This window comes from Pseudomonas sp. UBA6310, from assembly GCF_002438225.1.
GTDB classification, from domain to species: domain Bacteria; phylum Pseudomonadota; class Gammaproteobacteria; order Pseudomonadales; family Pseudomonadaceae; genus Pseudomonas_O; species Pseudomonas_O kuykendallii.
In genome coordinates, this window is sequence record NZ_DJTK01000008.1 from 1 (window position 1) to 15,753 (window position 15,753).

Here is a 15,753-nt window from a genome sequence, read left to right on the forward strand (position 1 = left end):
CAAGCTGCAACTGGTGCCGGGCGCGAGGATCGGTCTGCTCGGGCCGAACGGCGCCGGCAAGTCGACCCTGATCAAGACCCTGGCCGACGAGATCCAGCCGCTCGGCGGGCGCCTGACCCGCGGCGAGAACCTGGTCATCGGCTACTTCGCCCAGCATCAGCTGGATGCCCTCGACGACAAGGCCAGCCCGTTGCTGCACTTGCAGCGCATCGCCCCCGGCGAGCGCGAGCAGACCCTGCGCGATTTCCTCGGTGGCTTCGACTTCCGTGGCCCGCGCTGCGACGAGCCAGTGCTGAATTTCTCCGGTGGCGAAAAGGCCCGCCTGGCGCTGGCGTTGATCGCCTGGGGCAAGCCGAACCTGCTGCTGCTCGACGAACCGACCAACCACCTCGACCTGGAGATGCGCCTCGCGCTGACCATGGCGCTGCAGGATTTCGAGGGCGCCGTGCTGGTGGTCAGCCACGACCGGCACCTGCTCAAGAGCACCACCGACGAATTCCTGCTGGTCGCCGATGGGCGCGTGCAGGCCTTCGACGGCGACCTCGAGGATTACGCCCGCTGGCTGCTGGACTACCGCGCGCGGCAGCAACCGGTGGCGGTTGCCAGCGGCGCGGACAAGACCGACAAGCGCGCCCAGCGGCAGGCCGCCGCGGCGTTGCGTCAGCAACTGGCGCCGCACAAGCGCGAGGCCGACAAACTGGAGAAGCAGCTCGGCGAGGTGCAGGAGAAGCTCGCCGCGCTGGAGACCCGGCTCGGCGACGCGGCGCTCTACGAGGCGGGACGCAAGGACGAGCTGCGCGATCTGCTGGCCAGCCAGACGAGCCTCAAGGTGCGTGAGAGCGAGCTGGAGGAGCACTGGCTGGAGGCGCTGGAGGTCCTCGAAGGCCTGCAGCGCGAACTGGAGGCGGCATCGTGAACGAGGTCTACCTGCTCCTGCAGCAGAGCTGGCTGCAGCCGGTGTTCGAGGGGCTGAAGATCCTGCTCATCGTGCTGGTCGCCTACATCCTCCAGCGCCTGGTATGGCGGGGGCTGACGCGCCTCGGCGAGCGCTACCAGCTGCCGGTGGAACTGCTGCTGCCGCTGCGCGGTGGCTTGCGCTGGTTCATCATGGGCAGCGCCTTCATCATGGTGCTCGAGCGCCTCGGCGTCTCGGTGACCGTGCTCTGGACAGCGGTGTCGGGCTTCATCGCGGTGGCCGCCGTGGCCTTCTTCGCGATCTGGAGCGTGCTCTCCAACCTGTTCTGCGCGGTGCTGATCTTCACCGTCGGGCCGTTCCGCCTCGGCGACGTGGTCGAGGTGCTGGACGCCTCGGACAAGCCCGGCATCAAGGGTCGCGTCGCCTTGATCAACCTGCTCTTCACCACCCTGGAAGAAGTCGACGAGCACGGCAACACCTGCTCGGTGCAGATCCCCAACACGCAGTTCTTCCAGAAGTCGGTGCGCCGCTGGCGCGGCTCCGAACCCTTCACTCTGTTCTCCAACCGCGACGAATGATCGGAAGGTAAATCCCATGGCACTGCATACCTGGCTTGCGTTCCTGGTGGCCTGTTGGGTCATCAGCCTGTCCCCCGGCGCCGGAGCCATCGCCTCGATGTCGGCGGGCCTGCAGTACGGATTCTGGCGCGGCTACTGGAATGCGCTGGGGCTGCAGATCGGCCTGGCGCTGCAGATCGCCATCGTCGCCGCCGGTGTCGGCGCGGTGCTGGCCACCTCGGCGCTGGCCTTCGCCCTGATCAAGTGGTTCGGCGTCGTCTACCTGGTGTGGCTGGCGATCAAGCAATGGCGCGCGCTGCCCGCCGACCTGCCGGATGCCGCTGCCGCACGCCCCATCGGCCGGCCGCTGAGCCTGGTCCTGCGCGGCTTCCTGGTGAACGCCAGCAACCCCAAGGCGATCGTCTTCATGCTCGCGGTGCTGCCGCAGTTCATCGATCCGGCGCAGCCGCTGATGGGGCAGTACCTGGTGCTCGGCGCGACCATGATCGTCGTCGACCTGATCGTCATGGCCGGCTACACCGGCCTCGCTTCGCGGGTTCTGCGCCTGCTGCGCACGCCGCGCCAGCAGCGCCTGATGAACCGCAGTTTCGCCGTGCTGTTCGTCGGCGCCGCCGGGTTGCTGGCAACGGTGCGCCGGGCCGTGGTGTGAGCGAAACGTCGGTGCGCGTCTGGATCGACGCCGACGCCTGCCCCAAGGCGGCCAAGGAACAGGTGGTCAAGTTCGCCCTCAAGCGGCGCTTCCAGGTGCTGCTGGTAGCGGGCCAGGCGCAGATCAAACCGGCCTTCGCGTTGGTGCAACTGATCGTGGTGCCGAGCGGCCCGGATGCTGCCGACGATTACCTGGTGGAGCACGCCGAGCCCGGCGATCTGGTGATCTGCAGCGACGTGCCGCTGGCCGACCGGCTGGTGAAGAAGGGCGTGCTGGCGCTCGATCCACGCGGCAAGGTGTTCGACGAGCACAACATGGGCGAACGCCTGGCGGTGCGCAACCTGTTCACCGACCTGCGCGAGCAGGGCCAGGCTGGCGGCGGTCCGGCAGCCTATTCGGAGCGTGATCGGCAGGCCTTCGCCAATACGCTGGACCGGCTGCTCGTGCAGTTGATGCGTTAGGCGCCGGCTTCTCAGGCCATTTCCAGGACCTGGTCCACCAGCTTGTTGATCCCGGCGGCCGCTTCCGCGATGGACTGGGCGAGCATGTAGGCCGGCGTGGTCACCAGCTTGTGCTCGGGGTCGACGACGATGTTGTCCACCTCGCACTCCTCGTGCCGCGCGCCCATCTGGGCCAGCGCCGCCGCCGTGTCGGCGTCCTTGCCGATGGTGCAGGTGACGCCTTCGCCGAAGATCTTCGCCGCCATCGACGGCGCGATGCACATCAGCCCGATGGGCTTTTCCGCGGCGGCGAAGGCCTGGGCCAGCGCCAGCACGTCGGGCTGCACGCTCATGTTGGCGCCGCTGACGGCGAAATCGCAGAGGTTCTTCGCCGCGCCGAAACCGCCGGGCACGATCAGCGCGTCGAACGCGTCGGCCTTGGCTTCGCGCAGATCCTTGACCTGGCCGCGGGCGATGCGCGCCGACTCGACCAGCACGTTGCGCGTCTCGGACACCTCGTCGCCGCTGAGGTGGTCGACGACCTGCAACTGGGCGATGTTCGGCGCGAAGCACTGCACCTGCGCACCACGCTGGTCGAGGCGCAGCAGGGTGAGCACGCTTTCGTGGATTTCCGCGCCGTCATAGACGCCGCAACCGGAAAGGATCACCGCTACTTTCTTGCTCATCGCCATTCTCCTGGGCAGGTGGAACGCTTCGGCGCCGCTAGCTGCAGGGCCGTCATTCATATGGATGTCACGATTGTGCGGCGGTTCAGCCACCGGCGCGATGCGGCGGGGCGAGGCTCAGCCGCGACGCGCCAGGTGCAGGCGGCGCAGCCACAGCAGGACGCCGCCGAGCAGCAGCGCGCCAAGCACGTAGAGCTCGTAGCGGCGCAGGTTGCCGAGCAGCCCTTCGAGGGCGGCACCGAAGTGATAGGCGGCCACGGTCAGTACGGTGGCCCAGACCAGCGCGCCGAGGGCGTTGAGCAGCAGGTAGCGTCCGGGTGAATAACCGGACAGGCCGATCGCCACCGGCATGACCGTGCGCAGGCCGTAGACGAAGCGGAAACCCAGCACCCAGAGGTCGGGATGGCGGCGGAAGTAGGTCAGTGCCCTGTCGCCCAGCACCTGCCAGCGCGGACGACGTTGCAGGATCGCGCGGCCGTGGCGGCGACCCAGGTAGAACCACAGTTGGTCGCCGGCGTAGCTGCCGAGGAAGGCGGTGAGCACCACCAGTTGCACGTTGAGGTAGCCGCGAAAGGCCAGGAAACCGGCTACCACCAGGATCGTCTCGCCCTCGAAGAAGGTACCCAGGAACAGGGCGATGTAGCCGAAATTCTCCAGCAGGTGTTCGAGCATGGCGGGGGTTAAGCCGGGAAAAGGTAGGGCGCAGCCTACTCCTATCGCGGCCGCACGGAAAAGCACGCGGATCAATGCGCCCGGTCGCTCGACGGATCGCGCGGGGCTGGTGACAATGTTCGCTTGAGTGCCTTTGCGGCACCTGCCGTCATCAAAGGGTCATAATGACGGCCTATAACCGTCACACTGTGCCCGCTCGTGCGGGTCTGGAGTCCGCCGTGAGTTTTACCCCCGCCAATCGCCTGTTCCCTGCCACCCGCCTGCGGCGCAACCGCCGCGACGAGTTTTCCCGTCGTCTGGTGCGGGAGAACCAGTTGAGCGTGGATGACCTGATCCTCCCGGTGTTCATCCTCGATGGCGAGAACCGCCGCGAGCCGGTCGCCTCGATGCCCGGCGTCGAGCGGCTGTCGATCGACCAGTTGCTGATCGACGCCGAAGAGCTGGTCGAGCTGGGGATTCCCTTGATCGACCTGTTCCCGTTCATCCCGGTCGAGCGCAAATCCCTCGACGCCGCCGAAGCCTGGAATCCCGATGGCTTGGTGCAGCGGGCGATCCGCGCGCTGCGCAAGCGCTTCCCCGAGCTGGGCGTGATGACCGACGTGGCGCTCGACCCGTACACCACGCACGGCCAGGACGGCATCATCGACGCCGACGGCTACGTGCAGAACGACATCACCATCGACGCGCTGGTCAAGCAGACCCTGTCCCACGCCGAGGCCGGCGCGCACATCGTCTCGCCGTCGGACATGATGGACGGGCGCATCCAGGCGATGCGCGAGGCGCTGGAGGTGGCCGAGCATCCGAACGTGCGGATCATGGCCTACTCGGCCAAGTACGCCAGTGCCTACTACGGCCCGTTCCGTGACGCCATCGGCTCGTCCGGCAATCTCGGCTCGGGCAACAAGTACAACTACCAGATGGACCCGGCCAACGGTGACGAGGCGCTGCACGAAGTCGCCCTCGACCTCGCCGAAGGCGCCGACATGGTCATGGTCAAGCCGGGCTTGCCCTACCTCGACGTATTGCGCCGGGTGAAGGACGAATTCCGCGTGCCGACCTTTGTCTATCAGGTCAGCGGCGAGTACGCGATGCACATGGCGGCCATCCAGAACGGCTGGCTGTCCGAGGCGGTGATCATGGAATCGCTGATCGCCTTCAAGCGCGCCGGTGCCGACGGCATCCTCACCTATTTCGCCAGACACGCGGCCAAGGCCCTCAAGCAAGGGCATTGAGATCACGCAGGAGACTCGATGAACAGCAGCGAAGGACTCACTGAAACCCCGCTCGACGAGGTGCCGGCCCTGGCCATCGCCGAGACGCCGCAAACCCCGCCCGTGGAGGCGCTGCCCGAGGTGGCCCCCGCCGAGCCGGCCGCGCCGGTTCCGGGGGTCGACGACAGCAGCCTGTACATCCACCGCGAGTTGTCGCAGCTGCAGTTCAACATCCGCGTGCTGGAGCAGGCGCTGGACGAGTCCCAGCCGCTGCTGGAACGGCTGAAGTTCCTGCTGATCTTTTCCAGCAACCTCGACGAGTTCTTCGAAATCCGCGTCGCCGGGCTGAAGAAGCAGATCACCTTCGCCCGCGAGCAGGCCGGCGCCGATGGCCTGCAGCCGCACCAGGCGCTGGCGCGGATCGCCGACCTGGTGCATGAGCAGGTCAACCGCCAGTACGCGATCCTCAACGACATCCTTCTGCCGGAACTGGCCAAGCACAACGTCAACTTCATCCGTCGCCGCTACTGGACGCCGAAGCTGAAGGCCTGGGTCCGTCGCTATTTCCGCGACGAGATCGCGCCGATCATCACGCCGATCGGCCTCGACCCGACGCACCCGTTCCCGCTGCTGGTGAACAAGAGCCTGAACTTCGTCGTCGAGCTGGAGGGGATGGACGCCTTCGGCCGCGACTCCGGCCTGGCCATCATTCCGGCGCCGCGCCTGCTGCCGCGGGTGATCCGCGTGCCCGAGGACGTCGGCGGGGCCGGCGACAACTTCGTGTTCCTCTCCTCGATGATCCACGCGCATGCCGACGAGCTGTTCCACGGCATGAAGGTCAAGGGCTGCTACCAGTTCCGCCTGACGCGTAACGCCGATCTGTCGGTCGATGCCGAGGACGTCGAGGATCTGGCGCGTGCGCTGCGCGGCGAACTGTTCTCGCGGCGCTACGGCGATGCCGTGCGCGTCGAGGTGGTGGAAAGCTGTCCGAAGCCGCTCACCGACTACCTGCTCAAGCAGTTCGGCCTGTCCGAAAGCGAGCTGTACAAGGTCAACGGGCCGGTCAACCTGACCCGCCTGTTCAGCATCACCGGCCTCGACAGCCATCCCGAGCTGCAGTACGCGCCGTTCACGCCGCTGATTCCCAAGCAGCTGCAGAACCGCGACAACCTGTTCAACGTGGTCGGCAAGCTCGACTACCTGCTGATGCACCCGTTCGAATCCTTCACCCCGGTGATCGACCTGCTGCGCCAGGCCGCCAAGGACCCCAGCGTGCTGGCGATCAAGCAGACGCTGTACCGTTCCGGGGCCAACTCGGAGATCGTCGATGCGCTGGTCGATGCCGCGCGCAACGGCAAGGAGGTCACCGCGGTGATCGAGCTGCGCGCGCGCTTCGACGAGGAATCCAACCTGCAACTGGCGAGCCGCCTGCAGGCCGCCGGCGCAGTGGTGATCTACGGTGTGGTCGGCTTCAAGACCCACGCCAAGATGATGCTGATCCTGCGGCGCGAGAACGGCGAGCTGCGCCGCTACGCGCACCTCGGCACCGGCAACTACCACGCCGGCAATGCCAAGCTGTACACCGACTACAGCCTGCTGACCGCCGACGTGGCGCTCTGCGAGGACCTGCACAAGCTGTTCAACCAGTTGATCGGCATGGGCAAGACGCTGCGCATGAAGAAACTGCTACATGCGCCGTTCACCCTGAAGAAGAACCTACTGGAGATGATCAACCGCGAGGGCGTCGCCGCCAGCGAAGGGCGTCCGGCGCAGATCATGGCCAAGGTCAACTCGCTGACCGATCCGAAGATCATCCGCGCCCTGTACAAGGCCAGCCAGGCGGGCGTGAAGATCGACCTGGTGGTGCGCGGCATGTGCTGCCTGCGTCCGGGTGTGCCGGGCGTTTCGCACAACATCCAGGTGCGCTCCATCATCGGCCGGTTCCTCGAACACAGCCGCATCTACTACTTCCTCAACGGCGGCGACGAGAAGATCTTCCTCTCCAGCGCCGACTGGATGGAGCGCAACCTCGACAAGCGCATCGAGACCTGCTTCCCGGTGGAGGGCAAGAAGCTGATCACGCGGGTGAAGAAGGAACTGGAGTCGTACCTGACCGACAACTCCCAGGCCTGGGCGCTGCAGTCGGACGGCAGCTACGTGCGCTGCAGCCCGACCGGCAACCAGAACTCACGCAACGCACAGGCCACGCTGTTCGATCGGCTGACGAATTCGGTGACCGCGCGCTGAGCAACGCGCCAGGGTTTGCCGCCACTCGCCCGGACACCCGGGCGAATCCCTTCAGATGCGCCCGCGAACCTGCTTCGGCGTCAGCCCGAACTGACGCTTGAACGCCGTGGCGAAGTTCGTCGCGCTGTTGTAGCCGGCGATCCAGGCCGCCTGGGCCACGTTGGCGCCTTGCCTTTCCAGTGCTTCGCGGGCCTCCAGCAGCTTGCGCGCGCGCTGGTACTCGAAGACGGTGGTCCCTTTGTGCAGGCGGAACTGGCGCTGCAGGGTGCTGGTATTGACGCCGGCTTCCCGCGCGATCCGTTCCAGCGACCAGCCATCGGCGGCGCCGCTGTCGAGCAGCTCCACCACCCGCAACAGCCGCCGGTGTTCGTGCGGACGCAGGCTGCCGGCCGGCAGCGTCGCCTCGTGGGTGATCGTGGTCAGCGCCTCGCCGGCGATCTCCAGTGCGCGACTTTCCAGGTAGAGGTTCTGCAGCATCGGGCTGTAGCCGGGCGGGCAGAGCATCTGTTCGGCCAGCGCCAGCAGCCGCGCCGACGGCTGCCAGTGGCGCACCTCGAGGTGCTGGCGCTTGAAGCCGACGATCTGCGCGTAGCCGGCGTGCTCGTCGAGCCCGCCGGACTCGAACCACTCCGGCGCCAGGCTCACCACCAGCTTGCGGACATGCGCGCCGCGCTTCGCCTCGCGGCTGAACAGCGCGGGTTCGGCGAGGGCGATCGCCAGGCCTTCCGGCGGCGCACCGAGCCTGCTGCCGATGCGCAGCGCCTTGTCGCCGTAGCGCACGTCGCTGTGCCCTTCGAGGAAGAGGGCAAAGCTCAGGCGTGGCAGGACTTCCACCTCGGTGCAGAAATCCTGCAGCTCATGGCAGTCGGAACAATGCAGCGACAACCCGGTACGCAGGTTGTGCCAGCGTACCTGGCCCTGGAACAGGCGCTCCTCGTCCGCCGACTCGTTGCGCAGGAAGCGCAGCCGGGTTTCCGAATTCAGCAGATTGGAACGGCCGACGAAGGATTCGGGGCTGCACATGGAGGCTCCTTGCGACGAGTCGGCGGCAGGCCGGCTCCGGGAAAACGACTTCGAGCAGGAGAGTGGATGGCGCAAACCTTTTGCTCGTTTGCGCAAACCTTTTGCGGGTAGCGCTGTGGAAGACTACCGCCCGACATCAGTTGATGCAAATCGTTATCATTTGATTGGGTGCGGATTTCGCGCCCGTTCGGGGAGTTCACCGTGGCAACAGTCGCAAAACCGCCCATCTTCATCCGTCGCCGCCTGGTCGTCGCGTTGTTGGCCGCCAGCACCGGACTGGCCCACGCGGCCGACATGGACACCGACAGCTCCGCCGCGAGCTCGGCCATCCAGCTGGAGGAAGGCAAGGTCCTCGGCACCGCCGCCGAAGAGCTCAAGCAGGCACCGGGCGTTTCGGTGATCACCGCCGAAGACATCAGGAAGTCGCCGCCGGCCAACGACCTTTCGGAAATCATCCGCCGGATGCCGGGCGTCAACCTGACCGGTAACTCCACCAGCGGTCAGCGTGGCAACAACCGGCAGATCGACATCCGCGGCATGGGCCCGGAGAACACCCTGATCCTGGTGGACGGCAAGCCGGTGAGTTCGCGCAACTCGGTGCGCATGGGCTGGCGTGGCGAGCGCGACAGTCGCGGCGATACCAACTGGGTACCGGCCGAACAGATCGAACGCATCGAGGTGCTGCGTGGTCCCGCGGCGGCGCGCTACGGCTCGGGCGCGGCGGGCGGTGTGGTGAACATCATCACCAAGCCGCCGACCGAGGAAATGCACGGCAACGCGACCGCGTACATGAGCTTTCCCGCCCACAAGGAAGAGGGCGCCAGCAAGCGCATCAACTTCTCCCTCGACGGGCCGCTCACCGAAAACCTTTCCTACCGGTTCTACGGCAACGTGGCGAAGACCGACATGGACGACGCGGACATCAACGCCGGGCATCAATCGCCGCGCACCGGAACCAACGCCGCCAGCCTGCCGGCTGGCCGCGAAGGGGTGCGCAATCGGGACCTGAACGGACAGCTGGACTGGCGCTTCGCCGACGGGCAGAAGCTGAAGCTGGAAGCCGGCTTCAACCGCCAGGGCAACCTGTACACCGGCGACACCCAGAACACCAACACCAACGCCCTGGTGCAGCAGATGTTGGGACATGAAACCAATACCCTGTACCGCCAGAGCTATGCGCTGACGCACGAAGGCGAGTTCGATTTCGGCTCGACGATGAGCTACCTGCAGTACGAGCGCACGCGTAACCGCCGCCTTGGCGAGGGGCTCGCCGGCGGTATCGAGGGAATCTTCAACCCGAACGGCGCCCTCGGCCCAGTCGGCGTGAGCACCGCCGAGCTGAAGACCACCACCGCCCACAGCGAAGTCAGCCTGCCGTGGGAAACCGCCATGCCGCAGGTCGCGACGATCGGCGTGGAATGGCAGGACCAGCGCCTGGACGACAGCAGCTCGAACTCGCTGAACTTCTCGCTGCCGCAGTTCGGCAACAACACCCTTCCGGGGATCGATGCCACCAATCGCGGCAGCAAGACGTCGGCGCGCCTGGCTTCGGTGTTCTTCGACGACAACATCGAGTTGCGTCCGGGCACGACCCTGACGCCGGGCCTGCGCTTCGACCATCACAGCGAGTCCGGCAGCAACTGGAGCCCGGCGCTGAACCTGTCGCATGCATTGACCGACGCCTTGAGCCTCAAGGCCGGTATCGCGCGCGCCTACAAGGCGCCCAACCTTTACCAGACCAACCCAAACTACCTGCTCTACAGCGCCGGCCAGGGGTGCTGGGGCGGCGCCGGAAGCGGCGCCAGCGCCGGCTGCTATCTGGTCGGCAACAAGAACCTCGAGGCCGAAACCAGCATCAACAAGGAACTGGGCGTCGAGTTCAACGAGGGCGGCATCACGGCCGGCGTCACCTACTTCCGCAACGATTACCGCAACAAGATCGAAGCGGGCACCAGCCCGGTCGCCTATTCCTCCACCGGCCGCCGGGTGTTCCAGTGGGACAACGTCGACAAGGCGCTGGTCGAGGGCATCGAAGGTACGCTGAACCTGCCGCTGAGCGAGTCCGTCACCTGGAACAACAATTTCACCTACATGCTGCAGTCGAAGAACGAGGACACCGGCGATCGCCTGTCGATCATCCCGAAGTACACCCTCAACTCCATGCTCGACTGGCAGGCGACCGAGCAGCTCTCGCTGCAGGCCACCGTCGTGTACTACGGCAAGCAGCAGCCTAAGAAGTACAACTACCAGGGCGTTGCGGTCTCGGGCAGCGAGGCCCGGGAAATCTCGCCCTACGCCATCGCCGGGCTCAGCAGCACCTATGCGTTCAGCGAGAAGCTGAGCGTCACCGCAGGCGTATCGAACCTGTTCGACAAGCGCCTCTACCGCGAGGGCAACTCGCAAACCACAGGGACCGCGCCGAACCAGATATTCGGTGCCGGCGCCTACACCTACAACGAACCTGGGCGGACGTTCTACACCAGCGTCAGCACGTCCTTCTGAGGGGCGTGAGTCCCGAAGCGCGGCGCCGCAGGGTCGCCGTGCTTCGTCCTGCCAGACCAACCGTGAACCGCTGATGAGAACCGCCGCCGCGCGCGCGGCGCGGCCTGCGGTCGACCGACGAGGAACAAGCGATGAACCACTTCCATGCCCGGGTGCCGACCGCACAGGCGTCGCGCAACATGACCCGGCTGTGCAAGCACTTCCGCCACAAGGTCAGCGTGGACTATGACGAGCGCGAGGCGAACGCGGCGTTTCCCTTCGGCCTGTGCCGCATGCGCGCCGAGGCGGACGCGCTGCTGCTGGACTGCCAGGCCGAACCCGGCGAGGCGCTGGCGCGCCTGCAGTTCGTGCTCGCCGACCACCTGCTGCGCTTCTCGCGCGATGAACGCCTGACGGTCGAGTGGCAGGACGGGGCGAACCCGCAGATGTGAGCCGGCTCAGCGCGCCTTGAGCTGATAGCCGACCCGCGCCAGCCATTCGGCTTCCTGGGCGAAGTCGGCCTGGGTCAGCGGGTTGTTCTCCAGCCAGCCGTCCGGGAAGACCATTTCCAGGCTGCGCCGTCCGGCCTTGAGCTGGACCTTGGGCATTTCCTGGGTGCCGCGGATGTGGTGGAAGAGGATCGCGAAGCGCAGCAGGATGCACAGCCGCACCAGCTTGTCGGAGTCGGCGGTGAACTCCACGTACTTGTCGCGCGGGATGTTGCGGCGGTGGCCGCGCACCAGCAGGGCGAGCATCTGCTGATCCTGGCGCGAGAAGCCGGCCAGGTCGGAGTGCTCGATGAGGTAGGCGCCGTGCTTGTGGTAATGGTAGTGGGCGATGTCCAGGCCGATCTCGTGGACCCGCGCGGCCCAGGTCAGCAGTTCCTTCCAGGCCTCGTCGCGCAGGTCCCAGGCGTCGGCGACCTGCTCGTAGGCCGACAGGGCCTTGGCTTCGACCCGCGCGGCCTGTTCCAGGTCGACGTGGTAGCGCTCCATCAGCGATCCGAGGGTGCGCTCGCGGACATCCTCGTGGTGCTGGCGGCCAATCAGGTCGTAGAGCACGCCCTCGCGCAGCGCGCCCTCGGAGTGCAGCATCTGGTCCAGCTCGAGGGCGTCGTAGATCGCCTCGAGGATCGCCACGCCCGCCGGGAAGATCGCCCGACGGTCGGGCTTCACGCCGTCGAGGTCGATGCGCTCGACATCGCCCAGCTTGAGCAGGCGGATCTTCAGCAGTTTCAGGCCCTGCGGGTTGACCTCGCCGTTGCCGTTGCCCTCGCCGCGAATCGCCAGGCCAACCGCGCGGATGGTGCCGGAGGCGCCGAGCGCTTCCTGCCAGCCGAGGCGGCGCAGCGCATGTTCGATGCCCATCAGTTCCAGGCGCGCCGCAGTGTAGGCCTGAGCGTAACGCGCCGAGGTGATCTTGCCGTCGCGGAAATAGCGCTGGGTGAAACTGACGCAGCCCATCTGCAGGCTTTCCCGCAGGAGTGGTTCGAAGCGCTGGCCGATGATGAATTCGGTGCTGCCGCCGCCTATGTCGACGACCAGCCGTTTGCCCGGCACGTCGGGAGAGGTCTGCGACACGCCCAGATAGATGAGGCGGGCTTCTTCGCGGCCTGAAATCACGTCCACCGGATGCCCGAGGATGGCTTCGGCCTGGCGGATGAAGTCGCCCCGGTTGCGTGCTTCGCGCAGCGCGTTGGTGCCGACGATGCGCACCGCGCCCTGCGGCAGGCCATTGATCATCTGTGCGAACAGGCGCAGGCAATCGAGCCCGCGCTGCATGGCTTCGGCGCTGAGCTGGCGATTCTCGTCGATACCGGCGGCCAGCTGAACCTTGTCGCCGATGCGCTCGAGAATGCGGATTTCACCGCGATCGGCCTTGGCCAGGACCATGTGGAAGCTGTTCGAGCCCAGGTCGATGGCGGCGATCAAAGGGAAATGTTTGGCAGGAGCTGACGGCATGCTTAGCGTCTCGAGTTAGAACCGCGCCATCCTGCCACGATAGGGCGACTTCGCCAATTCGGCGCCCGTGGGCTGCCGATCACGGCGCGCGGGTGAATCAGGTCGGCATCGGTTGGGACAGGCATGCGCGGGCAAAGGTTGCGCCGCTGCCGTCGATAGGATTTGCCTTGGTCGCGATAGCAAAGCTCAATCGCCCGCGGCTTTCGATCCGTAGGCAAGCGGGCTATGATGGCCGCCAATTTCGATTCTGACCACGGAGACTTCCATGAGCGAGTTCATTACCCACGTCAGCGATTCCAGCTTTGAACAAGACGTGCTGCAAGCCGACGGTCCGGTTCTGGTCGACTATTGGGCCGAGTGGTGTGGCCCGTGCAAGATGATCGCGCCGGTACTCGACGAGATCGCCCAGACCTACCAGGGCAAGCTGAAGATCTGCAAGCTGAACATCGACGAGAACCAGGACACCCCGCCGAAGTACGGCGTGCGCGGCATCCCGACCCTGATGCTGTTCAAGAACGGCAACGTCGAGGCGACCAAGGTTGGCGCGCTGTCCAAGTCGCAACTGGCGGCATTCCTCGACGCCAACATCTGACGCCGCTGCGCTGCAGACGGCGAATTAAAGGCCCCGCAAACGACGGGGCTTTTTTCTGCGCAAAAGCTAGACGCTCGAACAAAGCCGGTGTTACATTCGGCTCGCTGCATTTTCTGACGCAGCCCTTCGCAAGCCGCCATCGCCGCACTCCTACTCCAGTCAGTACTGCGATTCCTTCGCCTTCCCCCGGCGCGGTCGGCATCCCAAGCTAAATGCTTCCTTCCTATTCTTCGTATCTACGTCATTCCTATGAATCTGACCGAACTCAAGCAAAAGCCGATTACCGAACTGCTGGAAATGGCCGAACAGATGGGCATCGAGAACATGGCCCGTTCGCGCAAGCAGGACGTGATCTTCTCGCTGCTCAAGAAGCATTCCAAAGGCGGTGAGGAAATTTCCGGTGACGGCGTGTTGGAGATACTCCAGGACGGTTTCGGCTTTTTGCGCTCCGCGGACTCTTCCTATCTCGCCGGCCCGGACGACATCTACGTCTCGCCGAGCCAGATCCGCCGCTTCAACCTGCGTACCGGCGACACCATCGTCGGCAAGATCCGCCCGCCGAAAGAAGGTGAACGCTACTTCGCGCTGCTCAAGGTCGACTCGATCAACTACGATCGGCCGGAGAACGCGAAGAACAAGATTCTCTTCGAGAACCTGACCCCGCTGTTCCCTACCAAGCGCCTGGTCATGGAAGCCGGCAACGGCTCCACCGAAGACCTCACCGGCCGCGTGATCGACCTCTGCGCACCGATCGGCAAGGGCCAGCGCGGCCTGATCGTGGCGCCGCCGAAGGCCGGCAAGACGATCATGCTGCAGAACATCGCGGCGAACATCACCCGCAACAACCCCGAGTGCCACCTGATCGTTCTGCTGATCGACGAGCGCCCGGAAGAAGTGACCGAGATGCAGCGCACCGTGCGCGGCGAAGTGGTCGCTTCCACCTTCGACGAGCCGCCGACCCGCCACGTGCAGGTCGCCGAAATGGTGATCGAGAAGGCCAAGCGCCTGGTCGAGCACAAGAAGGACGTGGTCATCCTCCTCGACTCCATCACCCGTCTGGCGCGTGCCTACAACACCGTGATCCCGAGCTCCGGCAAGGTCCTCACCGGTGGTGTCGACGCCCACGCCCTGGAGAAACCGAAGCGTTTCTTCGGCGCCGCGCGGAACATCGAGGAAGGCGGTTCGCTGACCATCATCGCCACCGCGCTGGTCGAGACCGGCTCGAAGATGGACGAAGTGATCTACGAAGAATTCAAGGGCACCGGCAACATGGAGCTGCCCCTGGACCGTCGCATCGCGGAAAAGCGCGTGTTCCCGGCGATCAACATCAACCGCTCCGGCACCCGCCGCGAAGAGTTGCTGACCGCCGAGGACGAACTGCAGCGGATGTGGATCCTGCGCAAGCTGCTGCACCCGATGGACGAAATCGCCGCCATCGAGTTCCTTCTCGACAAGCTGAAGGACACCAAGACCAACGATGAATTCTTCTTGTCGATGAAGCGCAAGTAAGGATTCGGCAGGTCGACGAAAGCCGGGGAAACCCGGCTTTCGCGCATCTGCAGGTTCATGCGTCCGGCGGTTGGCGCTAAACTCGGCGCCCCCGCCTGCACGCTCCAGCGAGGCTCACCCATGCAGTATCGCGACCTACGCGACTTTATCAGCGGCCTGGAACAGCGCGGCGAACTCAAGCGCATCCAGGTGCCGGTTTCCCCGGTTCTCGAAATGACCGAAATCTGCGACCGCACCCTGCGGCGCGAGGGGCCGGCGCTGCTGTTCGAGAACCCTACCGGCTTCGACATGCCGGTGCTCGGCAACCTGTTCGGCACGCCCAGGCGCGTGGCCCTGGGCATGGGCGCCGAAGACGTCGGCGAGTTGCGCGAGATCGGCAAGCTGCTGGCCTTCCTCAAGGAGCCCGAGCCGCCGAAGGGCCTGAAGGACGCCTGGTCCAAGCTGCCGATCTTCAAGAAGGTGCTGAGCATGGCGCCCAAGGTGTTGAAGGACGCGCCGTGCCAGGAAGTGGTCGAGGAGGGTGATGACGTCGACCTGACCAAGCTGCCGGTGCAGACCTGCTGGCCAGGCGATGTCGGCCCGCTGATCACCTGGGGTCTGACCGTCACCAAAGGGCCGAACAAGGAGCGGCAGAACCTCGGCATCTATCGCCAGCAGGTCATCGGCCGCAACAAGCTGATCATGCGCTGGCTCAGCCATCGCGGTGGCGCGCTGGATTTCCGCGAGTGGTGCGAGAAGTTTCCCGGCAAACCCTATCCGGTGGCGGTGGCCCTGGGCGCGGACCCGGC

At 65.7% G+C, this 15,753-nt stretch carries 15 protein-coding genes; 11 read left to right on the forward strand and 4 right to left on the reverse strand.

Annotated elements, in window-relative coordinates; translation table 11 throughout:
• The 4 genes from B3E91_RS01420 to B3E91_RS01435 form a co-directional block, all read left to right on the forward strand.
• The coding region (locus B3E91_RS01420) for an ATP-binding cassette domain-containing protein (protein ID WP_287028057.1) at positions 1-916 on the forward strand (916 nt) is incomplete at its 5' end.
• Positions 913-1,494 carry a mechanosensitive ion channel family protein gene (locus tag B3E91_RS01425; protein ID WP_287028058.1) on the forward strand — a complete coding sequence of 194 codons (582 nt, stop codon included), beginning with the start codon at positions 913-915 and terminating at the stop codon, positions 1,492-1,494. The genes B3E91_RS01420 and B3E91_RS01425, both read left to right, overlap by 4 nt.
• Before the next feature lie 16 nt (positions 1,495-1,510).
• Positions 1,511-2,143 carry a homoserine/homoserine lactone efflux protein gene (gene rhtB / locus B3E91_RS01430; protein ID WP_287028059.1) on the forward strand — a complete coding sequence of 211 codons (633 nt, stop codon included), beginning with the start codon at positions 1,511-1,513 and terminating at the stop codon, positions 2,141-2,143.
• Positions 2,144-2,154: 11 nt separating this feature from the next.
• Entirely contained in the window at positions 2,155-2,604 is a 450-nt protein-coding gene (locus B3E91_RS01435; protein WP_287028060.1) for a YaiI/YqxD family protein, read from the forward strand.
• Between the two features lie 11 nt (positions 2,605-2,615).
• Here B3E91_RS01435 and elbB read toward each other — a convergent pair whose 3' ends face one another.
• Both elbB and B3E91_RS01445 read right to left on the reverse strand, forming a co-directional pair.
• Positions 2,616-3,269: an isoprenoid biosynthesis glyoxalase ElbB gene (gene elbB / locus B3E91_RS01440; protein ID WP_287028061.1), complete on the reverse strand. Its 654-nt coding sequence runs from the start codon at positions 3,267-3,269 to the stop codon at positions 2,616-2,618.
• 117 nt (positions 3,270-3,386) lie between these two features.
• Positions 3,387-3,941, reverse strand: coding sequence for a DedA family protein (locus B3E91_RS01445; protein ID WP_090224137.1), 555 nt, complete (start codon positions 3,939-3,941; stop codon positions 3,387-3,389).
• Positions 3,942-4,159: 218 nt separating this feature from the next.
• Between B3E91_RS01445 and hemB the strand changes: the two genes are divergently transcribed.
• Both hemB and ppk1 read left to right on the forward strand, forming a co-directional pair.
• Complete coding sequence (hemB, locus tag B3E91_RS01450) at positions 4,160-5,173, forward strand: porphobilinogen synthase (protein ID WP_287028062.1); 1,014 nt, start codon at positions 4,160-4,162, stop codon at positions 5,171-5,173.
• Between the two features lie 18 nt (positions 5,174-5,191).
• A complete protein-coding gene (gene ppk1 / locus B3E91_RS01455) occupies positions 5,192-7,399 on the forward strand; it encodes a polyphosphate kinase 1 (RefSeq protein ID WP_287028063.1) in 2,208 nt (735 codons plus the stop codon).
• A 51-nt stretch (positions 7,400-7,450) separates the two neighbouring features.
• Here ppk1 and B3E91_RS01460 read toward each other — a convergent pair whose 3' ends face one another.
• Complete coding sequence (locus B3E91_RS01460) at positions 7,451-8,422, reverse strand: helix-turn-helix transcriptional regulator (protein ID WP_287028064.1); 972 nt, start codon at positions 8,420-8,422, stop codon at positions 7,451-7,453.
• Between the two features lie 201 nt (positions 8,423-8,623).
• On the opposite strand from B3E91_RS01460, the gene B3E91_RS01465 reads away from it, so the two are divergent.
• Both B3E91_RS01465 and B3E91_RS01470 read left to right on the forward strand, forming a co-directional pair.
• The gene (locus B3E91_RS01465) at positions 8,624-10,924 is read left to right on the forward strand and encodes a TonB-dependent siderophore receptor (protein WP_414708178.1); all 2,301 of its coding nucleotides are present in this window, start codon (positions 8,624-8,626) and stop codon (positions 10,922-10,924) included.
• A gap of 131 nt (positions 10,925-11,055) precedes the next feature.
• Positions 11,056-11,355, forward strand: coding sequence for a DUF2218 domain-containing protein (locus B3E91_RS01470; protein WP_273234625.1), 300 nt, complete (start codon positions 11,056-11,058; stop codon positions 11,353-11,355).
• A gap of 6 nt (positions 11,356-11,361) precedes the next feature.
• Here B3E91_RS01470 and ppx read toward each other — a convergent pair whose 3' ends face one another.
• Positions 11,362-12,864, reverse strand: coding sequence for an exopolyphosphatase (ppx, locus tag B3E91_RS01475; RefSeq protein WP_090224124.1), 1,503 nt, complete (start codon positions 12,862-12,864; stop codon positions 11,362-11,364).
• Positions 12,865-13,129: 265 nt separating this feature from the next.
• On the opposite strand from ppx, the gene trxA reads away from it, so the two are divergent.
• The 3 genes from trxA to B3E91_RS01490 form a co-directional block, all read left to right on the forward strand.
• The gene (gene trxA / locus B3E91_RS01480; RefSeq protein ID WP_273234622.1) at positions 13,130-13,456 is read left to right on the forward strand and encodes a thioredoxin TrxA; all 327 of its coding nucleotides are present in this window, start codon (positions 13,130-13,132) and stop codon (positions 13,454-13,456) included.
• Positions 13,457-13,705: 249 nt separating this feature from the next.
• A complete protein-coding gene (gene rho / locus B3E91_RS01485) occupies positions 13,706-14,965 on the forward strand; it encodes a transcription termination factor Rho (protein WP_287028065.1) in 1,260 nt (419 codons plus the stop codon).
• 120 nt (positions 14,966-15,085) lie between these two features.
• Positions 15,086-15,753 (forward strand): UbiD family decarboxylase domain-containing protein (locus tag B3E91_RS01490; protein WP_287028066.1); only part of this gene is annotated, 668 nt, incomplete at its 3' end.